We start from the raw sequence: 11,485 nt of genomic DNA, 5'->3' as shown, positions 1-11,485 counted from the left end.
GCTCGGCCCACCCACGCGCGTCGCTGCGAGCGGCTTCGGCTACGCGATCGCCATCACGACTCACACGCATGAACGAAAGCGACGACGGCCTTTTCGGGGCATTGGAAAACGATAGCTCCGGCGCGGGGCGCAACCCGGCGCAGGCCTCGCCGCGAACGGGCGCCACCGGCCGCCGCACGCCGCGGAGCACGCGCGAGAACTCGCCACCCGATACCCAGACGGACCTGTTCGGCTTCGTGCCGCCCGAGCCATCGGCGGGGCGTGCGGCGCGCAGAAACACCGATGCCGACGCATCCGCGACAGAAGCCGACGACAGCGCACAGCAGACGATTACGGCAAAGCCCGCCAAAGCGCCGAAGTCGACGCCGGCCGCCGACTCGCCCGCCCCGCGCCGCCGCGCGAAAGGCGTGCTGCCGGCGGTTCCCGGCCAGGACGTGCTCGACCTCGCCGCGGAGCTGCCGCCGGGTGTGCGCCTGGGCACGTCGTCGTGGTCGTTTCCGGGCTGGCGCGGCATCGTCTACGGCGACGACTACAGCAATTCGAAGCTCGCGCGCGATGGGCTCGCGGCCTATGGCGCGCATCCGCTGCTGCGCTCGGTGAGCATCGACCGCTCGTTCTACGCGCCGCTCACCGTCACCGATTACCTGCGCTACGCGCAGCAGGTGCCGGACCACTTCCGCTTCATCGTGAAGGCGCCCGCGCTCATCACCGATGCGAGCGTGCGCGGCGATCGCGGCGAGCCCGTCTCGGCCAACCCCTGCTTCCTGAACGCCGATCTCGCCGCGCGCGAATTCGTCGAGCCGTGCCTTGCGGGGCTCGGCGCGAAAGCCGGTGCGCTCGTGTTCCAGTTCCCGCCGCTGCCCGATCAACTGCTTGCGGATCCGGCTGTGTTCGTCGAGCGCCTCGCTGCCTTTCTCGCCGCGCTGCCGCCGCTGCCCGCAGCTGCTTCGGCACCGCCGGCAGACGCCGAAGCCGGCGAAGCGGCGTCAAGCGGCGCACTCCCCAGCGACGGCCCCTGTTACGCGGTCGAGATCCGCGACGGCATTCTGCTCACACCGCGTTTCGTGCGCGCGCTGCGCGCCGCGGGCGTGCGCTACTGCGTGGGATTGCACGCCCGCATGCCCGACCCGCTGCGCCAGGCGGCAGCGCTCGCGCTGATGGACGGCGAAGCGCCCGCAGGCCCGCTGATCGTGCGCTGGAGCCTGCACAGCGGCTTCAAGTATGAGCAGGCGAAGGCGCGCTACGAGCCCTTCGACAAGCTCGTCGACGAAGACCCCCACACGCGCGACGCCCTCGCCGAACTGGCCGCGCGCTATGCGATCGCCGGCCAGCCGGTGCTGATCACGACCAACAACAAGGCCGAGGGCTCGGCGCCGCTGACTTGCGCGAAGCTCGCGCGCGCCATCGTCGACGAGATGCTGCGCATGCGCGGCGACGGCGCCTGAAGCGCTACGTCACTCGGCCTTGAGCCGGGGCGCGAACTTCTGGCGGAACTTGGCCACCTTGGGCGCCACCACGAACGCGCAATAACCCTGATTCGGGTGCTGCGCGAAGTAGTTCTGGTGATACGCCTCGGCCGGGAAATAGTTGCCGTCGAGCGGCAGCACCTGCGTGACGATCTCGCCGTCGTACACACCCTCGGCTTTCAACTCGCGAATGGCCTGCAGCGCCGTCTCGCGCTGCGCCTCCGAGTGCGTGAAGACCACCGAGCGGTACTGGGTGCCGACGTCGTTGCCCTGACGGTTCAACTGGGTCGGATCGTGAATCGCGAAGAAGATGTCCAGAATCTCGCGATAGCCGATCTTCGCCGGATCGAAATCCACTTTCACGACTTCGGCGTGGCCAGTGTCGCCATCGCACACCTGCTCATAGGACGGGTTCGGGGCATGGCCGCCCGCGTAGCCCGATTCCACCGCCATTACGCCATCCACGCGCAGAAAAACCGCTTCCAGGCACCAGAAACATCCGCCGCCGAGTGTGGCGGTTTCGATCGTCTGAGTCGTCTGAGTCATGCTGAACTCTCCGTTGTTGCCGCGCGGGCCCTCCCGCTTCGGGGCCCTCGCACATTTGCGGGGATTGCCGCTCCGTCCCTGCGCCGTCTCGCGCAACCAGGCCGATGAGCCGTCGCCCGCCGCTTTTCGTTAAAATTGGGACAATTCGCCGAAATTACACATGACGTTCACATCGACTTCCGCTTGCGCCGCCGGTACCGCTCACGCCGCGTGCGCCGCTATCCCCGTCCAGCCCGCGCCGGACACGCGCCCCAATGACCGGGGCCTGCGCTCATGACCCGCCGCGCCAGCCCGCCCAACTTCGACGACGGCGCGTTCCGCCGTGCGCTCAGCCAGTTCGCCACTGGCGTGACGGTCATCACGACGCGCGCGCCCGACGGCCAGCTGATCGGCATCACCGCGAGCTCGTTCAACTCCGTCTCGCTCACGCCGCCGCTCGTGCTGTGGAGCCTCGCCACGCGATCGGCTTCGATGCCGGTGTTCCGCAGCAACAGCCATTATGTGGTGAATGTGCTCGCCGCGTCGCAGCTCGACCTGTGCAAGCGCTTCGCCACCGTGAAGGGCGACCGCTTCGAAGGCGTCTCGCACGCGGCCGGCGACTCCGGCATGCCCGTGCTCGACGGCGCCATCGCCTGGTTCGAGTGCCATAACCGCAGCCGCTACGACGAAGGCGATCACGTGATCTTCGTCGGCGAGGTGGAGCGCTGCGGCGTTCGCGAACCCGGCAAGGACGACCAGGGCAGCGCCGCGCCGCTCGTCTTCCACGGCGGCGCATTTCACCAGCTGCAACCGCTCTAGACCCGCTCCAGGCACGCCAAACGCAACCGAAGCGGCGTTATGAAGCCTTCGGCTCGCCGCGATGGGCGATCAGGTCGACCGGCAGCCCCGCCTCGACCTTGAGCGTCGTGAGCACGATATTCGAGCGGATATCCATCACGCCCGGCGCCTTGTAGAGCTTGTTGAGCACGAAGTCCGAGTAGTGCTTGAGGTTGTGCGCGAGCACCCGCAGCAGATAGTGCGTCTCGCCGGTCACCACGTAAGCGCCCACCACTTCGGGCCAGTCGCGCAGCGCGGAGACAAAGCGCTCGTGCCAGCTCTCCTGGTCGTTGCGCATCGAGACCTGCACGAAGGCCTCCATTTCGAAGCCGAGCACTTCCCGATTCAGGCACGCGCGATAGCGCTCCACCACGCCCTGCTCCTCCAGCAGGCGCAGCCGCCGCAGGCACGCGGAAGGCGACAGCGAAATACGCTCGGCCAGATCGAGATTGCTGATGCGCCCCTCGTTCTGAAGTACGGCAAGAATCCGGCAATCGGTCGCATCGAGCGAGATAGCGTTCATATTTGGTCCCCTTTCCCCTTTTGAATCAAATTATGTGCCAAGAACTGTAGCGTACGACGTTTTTTTCGCAAGCACATTTCGCGACGAGTTGCCTATCATTCGAAAAACATTGAGACAACCTCGTCAACGCGATGAACGACCTCTGGGACATTTCCCCGCCCATCCGCCCCGAAACGCCCGTCTGGCCCGGCGACACGCCCGTTGGCGTCGAGCGCGTCTGGCGCATGGAAGCCGGCTCGCCGGTCAACGTGGCGCGCGTGACGCTTTCGCCTCACACCGGCGCGCACACCGACGCCCCGCTGCACTACGACGAAGCGGGCGCGCCCATCGGCGCGGTGCCGCTCGACGCCTATATCGGCGCGTGCCGCGTGATTCATTGCGTGGGCGCCGCGCCGCTCGTGCGGCCCGAGCATGTGCAAGCGGCGCTCGCTGGCATCCCGCCGCGCGTGCTGCTGCGCACCTACGCCAAGGCCCCGCAGGAGCGCTGGGACAGCGCGTTTTGCGCCGTCGCGCCCGAGACGATCGACCTGCTGGCTGAGCACGGCGTGCGCCTGATCGGCATCGACACGCCCTCGCTCGACCCGCAGGAATCGAAGACGATGGACGCGCACCACCGCATCCGCGCGCACCGTATGGCGATTCTCGAAGGCATCGTGCTCGACGCCATCGCGCCCGGCGACTACGAACTGATCGCGCTGCCGCTGAAATTCGCCACGCTCGATGCCAGCCCCGTGCGCGCCGTGCTGCGCACGCTGCACGAGCGCCAATGAACCTTTGCTACCTCCGACCCAACACCTCACTGCCCCGAAGAACCCCCATGAACGACCGTAACGAAGCCCTGGCGCTCGATCGCGCCGATCCGCTCGCCGCGCTGCGCGAGCAATTCACGCTCGCGCCCGAAACCATCTATCTCGACGGCAACTCGCTCGGCGTGCCGCCGCGAGCCAGTGCCGCGCGCGCACAAGCCGTGATTGGCGGCGAATGGGGCGAGGGCCTCATCCGCAGCTGGAACACGGCGGGCTGGTTCGCCATGCCGCGGCGCCTCGGCAACAAGCTCGCCCCGCTGATCGGCGCGGCGGAAGACGAAGTCGTGGTCACCGACACCATTTCCATCAATCTCTTCAAGGCGCTTTCCGCCGCGCTGCGCGTCGCAAACGCACGCGATCCCAAGCGCCGCGTGATCGTCTCCGAGCGCTCAAATTTCCCGAGCGACCTGTACATCGCGCAAGGCCTCATCGAGCAGCTCGACCGCGGCTATGAACTGCGCCTCGTCGACGACCCGAGCGAGCTGCCCGCTGCCATCCGCGAAGACGTGGCCGTCGCGATGATCACGCACGTGAACTACCGCACCGGCCAAATGCACGACATGCGCGCGCTCACCGAGCACATTCACGCGCAAGGCGCGCTCGCGCTGTGGGACCTCGCGCACTCGGCGGGCGCGGTGCCCGTGGACCTGAACGGCGTGAACGCCGATTACGCGGTCGGCTGCACGTACAAGTACCTGAACGGCGGCCCGGGGTCGCCCGGCTTCGTGTGGGTGGCCAAGCGCAATCAGGACACGTTCTCGCAGCCGCTTTCGGGCTGGTGGGGTCACAAGTCGCCGTTCGAGATGAACCCCGTCTACCGACCGGACAACGGCGTCGGCCGGTATCTGTGCGGCACGCAGCCGATCGTATCGATGGCGCTCGTCGAATGCGGCCTCGACGTCTTTCTGCAGACCGACATGCAGGCGATCCGCCGCAAGTCGCTTGCGCTCACCGACCTCTTCATCGAACTCGTGGAAACGCGCTGCAAGGCATACCCGCTTACGCTCGTCACGCCGCGCGAACATGCACAACGCGGCTCGCACGTGAGCTTCGAACATCCGCACGGCTATGAAGTGATGCAGGCGCTGATCGCGCGCGGCGTGATCGGCGACTATCGCGAGCCGCACGTGCTGCGCTTTGGCTTCACGCCGCTGTATCTGCGTTACGTCGATGTGTGGGACGCCGTCGAGACGCTGCGCGACGTGCTCGCGACCGAAAGCTGGTGCAAGCCTGAATTCGCCGCACGCGGCGCGGTGACCTGAGGAGCGCGAGATGACCGATCACATGCACATTCCCGGCGTGCCCGACACCGATTCCGCCCGCACGCCTTCCAGCGCCCCGAATGCCAGCTCAGATGCCAGCTCAGATGCCAGCTCGGATGCCAGCTCGGATGCCAGCTCGGATGCCGGCCCGAATGCCAGCCCGAATGCCAGCGAGCCCGTGCGCGGCGGCTGCCCGTTCGGGCATGGCGCAGCGGCTGCCGCCGCGCCCGTCGCTGCGCAGCCAGGCGAAGGCTGGCACGACGCGCAGCTCGACTTCTCGAAGTCGATGAGCTATGGCGATTACCTCTCGCTCGACTCGGTGCTCAACGCGCAGCATCCGCTCTCGCCCGATCACAATGAGATGCTGTTCATCGTCCAGCATCAGACGAGCGAGCTGTGGATGAAGCTCGCGCTCTACGAATTGCGCGCGGCGCTCGCGTGCGTGCATCGCGACGAACTGCCTCCTGCGTTCAAGCAGCTCGCGCGCGTCTCGCGCATTCTCGAACAGCTGGTGCAGGCATGGAATGTTTTGTCCACGCTTACGCCGTCCGAGTACACGGCGATGCGGCCGTATCTGGGCGCTTCGTCGGGGTTCCAGTCGTATCAATACCGGCAGATTGAGTTTCTGCTGGGCAACAAGAATGCGCAGATGCTCAAGCCGCACGAGCATCGGCCTGAGGTGCTTGCGCAGGTCAAGGCCACGCTGGAAGCGCCTTCGTTTTATGACGAGGTGATTCGCCTGCTGGCGCGGCGCGGCTTTGCGATCGCGCCGGAACGCCTCGCTCGCGACTGGACGCAGCCGACGCTGCACGATGCGTCGGTGGAAGCGGCCTGGCTCGAGGTCTATCGCAATCCTTCGCAGTACTGGGATCTGTATGAAATGGCCGAGGAACTCGTCGATCTCGAGGATGCGTTCCGGCAGTGGCGGTTCCGCCATGTCACGACGGTCGAGCGGATTATCGGCTTCAAGCAGGGCACCGGCGGGACTAGCGGCGCGCCTTATCTGCGGAAGATGCTGGATGTCGTGCTGTTTCCGGAGCTTTGGCATGTGAGGACGGTGTTGTAAGGCCACGCACACCACCAGAAATGACTTCGCGCCGGCCGGCGGGGCTTTGGTAAGCCCGCCGGACCGGCGCGAATGTTTTGTGCCGCCAGGAGTGCGCGCGTCAAACCACTACAGTCTGCGCCTCGCCTTCCTTGCTCTCACGCACCACGCCAATCTTCCACACCTGCTCGCCCGCAGCAGCCAGCAGCGAAGCCGCCGCGTCGGCCTGATCGGCCGCCACGATCACGGCCATGCCGATGCCGCAGTTGAACACGCGGTGCATTTCCGCATCGGCCACGCCGCCATGCTTCTGCAGCCACGAGAACAGCGGCGGCAGCGGCCATGCCGCGTGGTTCAGCTCGGCGGTGAGGCCTTCGCGCAGCACGCGCGGGATGTTCTCCACCAGACCGCCGCCGGTGATGTGCGCCATGCCCTTCACAGCGATGGTTTCCATCAGCTTGAGCAGCGGCTTCACGTAGATGCGCGTGGGCGCCATCAGCGCGTCCGCCAGCGAGCGGCCGTCGAAGTCGGCGTTCATGTCCGGGTTCGCACGCTCGATGATCTTGCGCACGAGCGAGAAGCCGTTCGAATGGATGCCGCTCGACGCGAGACCCAGCACGACGTCGCCGGGGACGATCGTGCTGCCGTCGATGATCTTGCTCTTCTCCACCGCGCCCACCGCGAAGCCCGCGAGGTCGTATTCGCCGTCGGGGTACATGCCCGGCATTTCCGCCGTTTCGCCGCCGATCAGCGCGCAGCCCGAGAGCTCGCAGCCTTGGGCGATGCCCTTCACGACCGTGGCGGCCGTGTCCACATCGAGCTTGCCGCAGGCGAAGTAGTCGAGGAAGAACAGCGGCTCGGCGCCCTGCACGAGGATGTCGTTCACGCTCATGGCGACGAGATCCTGGCCGACCGTGTCGTGTTTGTTCAGATGAAACGCGAGGCGCAGCTTGGTGCCCACGCCGTCGGTGCCCGACACGAGCACGGGCTCCTTGTACTTCTTCGGCACTTCGAAGAGCGCGCCGAATCCGCCGATGCCGCCCATCACGCCTTCGCGCAGGGTCTTCTTCGCAAAGGGCTTGATGCGATCGACGAGCGCGTCGCCCGCGTCGATGTCCACGCCCGCGTCACGGTAGGAGAGGCCTTGCTCCTGCGCTTGGTCCTGCGCTTGGTCCTGATTAGCGGGGCCGGATTTCGGTTGATTCATGGGGAAGAGGCAGAAGGTCGGTAAAATGCGATTTTAACCGATTGACGGCTCCCCGCCGCCGCCTGCGTGAGGACACGCGAGTATTTTGGTAGTAGCGGCGCGGGCTCGTCAGCCGAAAACCACGTTTTGTCGCCGAACCTGCCTATTTTCAAGCGATAACTGACACACCGCCTTCGGCCAGACACACCGTGCAGCGACAGCTAACGCTCGATCTCGGCACCCCGCCGCCATCGACCTTCGACAACTTTCATACCGGCGCCAATGCGGAGCTGGTCGCGCGGCTGCGCGGGCTCGACGCCGCGCTCGCGGCAGGCCCCGCCGTGGACCCGAAGACCGACCGCACGTTCTATGTCTGGGGGGAGCCCGGCAACGGCCGCTCGCATCTGCTGCACGCGCTCGCGTTCGAGGCGCCGCCTGACCACGTCCGCTACATCGGGCCGAAGAGCGGTCTTGCCGCCTTTACGTTCGATGCGCGCGTGCCGATTTACGCGGTCGACGACTGCGACGCGCTCTCGAGCGCCCAGCAGATCGCCCTGTTCAATCTCTTCAACGAGGTGCGTTCGCACCCGAACACGGCGCTCGTCGCGACCGGCAACGCGCCGCCGATGGGGCTCGCCGTGCGCGAGGACCTGCGCACGCGCCTTGGCTGGGGTCTCGTGTTCCACCTCGCGCCGCTCTCGGACGCGGGCAAGGCTGCCGTGCTCAAGCAGGCGGCGCGCGAGCGCGGCATCAATCTCGCCGACGACGTGCCCGCCTACCTGCTCACGCACTTCCGGCGCGACATGCCGAGCCTGATGCGCCTGCTCGACGCGCTCGACCGCTTCTCGCTCGAGCAAAAGCGCGCGGTGACGCTGCCGCTGCTGCGCACGATGCTGGCGAATAGCGAGGCGGGGCCGGGCGAAACGGATGATGCCGCCGTTGCGCGCATCGAAGCCGCAACGGCCGCTGACCATCTGGACGAGGCCAGCACGACGCCGCAGACGGAAGAACACAACGCGCCCGCGCCTGCCGGCGACCATGCGCAAGGCGTCGAGCTGGAGCTATTTCCGTCTCACGACACACCGAACGCTGCAGCCCCGGCGGAGCTGCCCAGCGCTGCGTACGAAGCGCCGCGCGCGCCCGCGCTGCAACCGCGCGCGCCGCTTGGCGCGCCGCCGTTCCAGCCGCCGACCGACAATGTCGAAGGCGAACTGGGGGCCAGATTCCGCGACGTCGTCCACCGCGAGCTGGGTGCCGAACTCCAGGGTGAAGTGGAAGCCGATGTCAGCGGAGAGATGAACGGCGAGCTCGATGGCGACCTCGATCCCTCCACCGAGCCTGTCGATCCCGCCACGGCCACCAAGCCAGCCGATCCAGCACCGCCCGGCGCCACGCCCAAAGCCCCGCCCGCCGGGCCCGCGGTGGCGAATCCACCGGCGCCGGCGCCGGCGTCCGAACCCTCTTCCGTATCGCCGGACGCCGCAGCCGGCGCCGGCAACGGCTTCACCCGCTTCAAGTAAAATGAGCGCCCATGGCTAATCTCGCACTTTTTGATCTCGATCACACGCTGATCCCCACTGACAGCGACTACGAATGGGGCCGCTTCATGGTGAAGCTTGGCATCGTCGACGCCGAACGCTTCGCGGAGCAGAACGACCGCTTCTACGCCGACTACAAGGCCGGCCAGCTCGACATCCAGGCGTACCTGCTCGCCATGCTCACGCCGCTCGCGAAGTATTCGCGCGCGCAGTTGAAGGAATGGCACGACCAGTACATGCACGAGGTGATCAACCCGACCATCGTGCCGGCCGCGCTCGAACTCGTGAAACAGCACAAGGAAGCGGGCGACCTCTGCTGCGTGGTCACGGCCACCAACGAATTCATCACGGCGCCCATCGCCGGGGTGTTCGGCGTGGACAAGCTGATCGCCTGCGAAGTCGAAACCGTGGACGGCCATCCGGCGTCTGCCTTCACCGGCCGACCGACCGGCACGCCGAGCTACCGCGAGGGCAAGATCGTGCGCGTGGAGGACTGGCTGGCCTCGCTCGGCAAGCGCTGGTCCGATTTCGAGCACAGCTACTTCTATAGCGACTCGCACAACGACATTCCGCTGCTCGAAAAAGTCACCGACCCGATCGCGACCAACCCCGACGACACCCTGCGCGCGCATGCGCAACAAGCAGGCTGGCGCATCCTCGATTTGTTCCAGGCATCGTGATCAAGAAATTCATCCGCAAACTGTTTGGCCAGGACGACGCCTCCGCGACCCAGGGCGCCCCGGCCAGCGACACCGCATTGGCTGCGGCGTCGCATGAAAGCGAAGCCGCGGGCGAGGCCACGACGCGCCCGCGCCGCAAGACGGTCACCGCGAAGAAAGCCACGAAGCCCCGCGCGGGCCAGGGCAGCGCAGATCCGGCCGCGCCCGTGGTGCTCTCCGCCGATATCCACGGCATCGATCCCTCGCTCATCTCGCGCAACGCCGTGCGCGTGACCGACGGCCTGCAGCAAGCCGGCTTTCGCGCGTTCATCGTGGGCGGCGCGGTGCGCGACCTGCTGCTCGGCGTCGCGCCCAAGGACTTCGACGTGGCCACCGACGCCACGCCCGACCAGGTGCAGAAGCTGTTCCGCCGCGCCCGCATCATCGGCCGGCGCTTCCAGATCGTGCACGTGCAGTTTGGCCAGGAGATCATCGAAGTCTCGACCTTCCGCGCGCTCGTGGACGCTCCGCCCGCCGAGGCCGCCGGTGGAGCGGGCCACAAGCGCCTGCGCCGCGACGAGCTCGACCGCAAGACCCACCACGTGGACGCGAGCGGCCGGGTGCTGCGCGACAACGTCTGGGGCGAGCAGCACGAAGACGCCACGCGCCGCGACTTCACGATCAACGCGATGTACTACGACCCGGCCACGCAGACGGTGCTCGACTATCACAACGGCATGGCCGACATGCGCGCGCGCCTGCTGCGCATGATCGGCGACCCGGCCACGCGCTTCCGCGAAGACCCGGTGCGCATGATGCGCGTGGTGCGTTTCGCGGCGAAGCTCGGCTTCGAGATCGAAGCCCACACGCGCGCACCGATCCAGGAGCTCGCGGACCTCATCAACAACGTGCCGGCGGCGCGTCTGTTCGACGAGATGCTCAAGCTGCTGCTCTCGGGCCACGCGCTCGAGTGCCTCAAGTGGCTGCGCAAGGAAGGCCTCCATCACGGCCTGCTGCCCCTGCTCGACGTGGTTCTCGAGCAGCCGCAGGGCGAGCGCTTCATCACGCTCGCGCTCTCGAACACCGATGCGCGCGTGCGCGCGGGCAAGCCGGTCTCGCCGGGCTTCCTGTTCGCGACGCTGCTGTGGCACGACGTGCAGCAGCGCCTGCAGCAATACACGGCCGAGGGCGAATTCCCCGTGCCGGCGCTGCATCGCGCGATGGACGACGTGATCGACGCGCAGACCGAAAAGCTCGCGATCCATCGCCGCTACTCGTCGGACATGCGCGAGATCTGGGGCCTGCAACTGCGCCTCGAAAAACGCGGCCGCAGCGCGATCAAGCTGCTGGAACACCCTCGCTTCAGAGCGGGGTATGATTTCCTCCTGTTGCGCTGCGAATCGGGCGAGCTCGACGCCGAAGTGGGCCAGTGGTGGACCGACTTCATCAGCGGCGACCCGGCTGCACGCGAGACGCTGCTCGCCCAGGGCGGCAGCAAGGAACGCGCGCCGCGCAAGCGCCGCCGCCGTGGCGGCGCGAAGAACCGCAAGACGGGCGAAGCCGCAGCGGGTGCCGAAAGCGCCGCAGCGGACTCCGCCCATGGCGGGGGCAACGACGAGCCGCACGAGGACTGAAGCC

10 protein-coding genes and 1 pseudogene are annotated in these 11,485 nt (G+C 67.1%); 8 read left to right on the top strand and 3 right to left on the bottom strand.

Features of this window, described 5'->3' with window-relative positions; translation table 11 throughout:
• The first annotated feature begins 68 nt into the window (after nucleotides 1-68).
• Nucleotides 69-1,445, top strand: coding sequence for a DUF72 domain-containing protein (locus P5W98_RS02560; protein WP_434718208.1), 1,377 nt, complete (start codon nucleotides 69-71; stop codon nucleotides 1,443-1,445).
• A gap of 9 nt (nucleotides 1,446-1,454) precedes the next feature.
• On the opposite strand, the gene msrA is transcribed toward P5W98_RS02560, so the two are convergent.
• On the bottom strand, nucleotides 1,455-2,012 hold the full coding sequence (msrA, locus tag P5W98_RS02555) for a peptide-methionine (S)-S-oxide reductase MsrA (protein ID WP_421073518.1): 558 nt from the start codon (nucleotides 2,010-2,012) through the stop codon (nucleotides 1,455-1,457).
• Between the two features lie 273 nt (nucleotides 2,013-2,285).
• Here msrA and P5W98_RS02550 point away from each other — a divergent pair, with 273 nt between their 5' ends.
• A complete protein-coding gene (locus P5W98_RS02550; protein WP_421042491.1) occupies nucleotides 2,286-2,810 on the top strand; it encodes a flavin reductase family protein in 525 nt (174 codons plus the stop codon).
• Between the two features lie 37 nt (nucleotides 2,811-2,847).
• On the opposite strand, the gene P5W98_RS02545 is transcribed toward P5W98_RS02550, so the two are convergent.
• Nucleotides 2,848-3,351 (bottom strand): Lrp/AsnC family transcriptional regulator, encoded by a 504-nt coding sequence (locus P5W98_RS02545; protein WP_421042492.1) that lies wholly within the window; start codon nucleotides 3,349-3,351, stop codon nucleotides 2,848-2,850.
• Between the two features lie 131 nt (nucleotides 3,352-3,482).
• Here P5W98_RS02545 and kynB point away from each other — a divergent pair, with 131 nt between their 5' ends.
• From kynB to kynA, 3 genes are read left to right on the top strand one after another with little or no spacing between them, the layout of a single operon-like run.
• Nucleotides 3,483-4,121, top strand: a complete 639-nt coding sequence (gene kynB / locus P5W98_RS02540) for an arylformamidase (protein ID WP_421023095.1) — start codon at nucleotides 3,483-3,485, stop codon at nucleotides 4,119-4,121.
• 47 nt (nucleotides 4,122-4,168) lie between these two features.
• The gene (kynU, locus tag P5W98_RS02535) at nucleotides 4,169-5,419 is read left to right on the top strand and encodes a kynureninase (RefSeq protein ID WP_434718207.1); all 1,251 of its coding nucleotides are present in this window, start codon (nucleotides 4,169-4,171) and stop codon (nucleotides 5,417-5,419) included.
• Nucleotides 5,420-5,429: 10 nt separating this feature from the next.
• On the top strand, nucleotides 5,430-6,485 hold the full coding sequence (gene kynA / locus P5W98_RS02530; RefSeq protein WP_434718206.1) for a tryptophan 2,3-dioxygenase: 1,056 nt from the start codon (nucleotides 5,430-5,432) through the stop codon (nucleotides 6,483-6,485).
• Between the two features lie 100 nt (nucleotides 6,486-6,585).
• Here kynA and purM read toward each other — a convergent pair whose 3' ends face one another.
• Nucleotides 6,586-7,671, bottom strand: coding sequence for a phosphoribosylformylglycinamidine cyclo-ligase (gene purM, locus P5W98_RS02525; protein ID WP_421073514.1), 1,086 nt, complete (start codon nucleotides 7,669-7,671; stop codon nucleotides 6,586-6,588).
• A gap of 188 nt (nucleotides 7,672-7,859) precedes the next feature.
• Here purM and hda point away from each other — a divergent pair.
• From hda to pcnB, 3 genes and pseudogenes are all read left to right on the top strand, one after another.
• Nucleotides 7,860-8,579 (top strand): annotated as a pseudogene (gene hda, locus P5W98_RS02520) (DnaA regulatory inactivator Hda); the annotation flags it as partial.
• A 602-nt stretch (nucleotides 8,580-9,181) separates the two neighbouring features.
• Nucleotides 9,182-9,868 (top strand): HAD family hydrolase, encoded by a 687-nt coding sequence (locus tag P5W98_RS02515; RefSeq protein ID WP_421073513.1) that lies wholly within the window; start codon nucleotides 9,182-9,184, stop codon nucleotides 9,866-9,868.
• A complete protein-coding gene (pcnB, locus tag P5W98_RS02510) occupies nucleotides 9,865-11,481 on the top strand; it encodes a polynucleotide adenylyltransferase PcnB (RefSeq protein ID WP_421023090.1) in 1,617 nt (538 codons plus the stop codon). The genes P5W98_RS02515 and pcnB overlap by 4 nt, the downstream gene beginning before the upstream one ends.
• Nucleotides 11,482-11,485: the final 4 nt, after the last annotated feature.

It is taken from the genome of Paraburkholderia sp. A1BS-2L, assembly GCF_051125205.1.
Lineage (GTDB): Bacteria > Pseudomonadota > Gammaproteobacteria > Burkholderiales > Burkholderiaceae > Paraburkholderia.
Note: the sequence above shows the minus strand (reverse complement) of the source record. Positions and strands in the feature narration are given on the sequence as shown.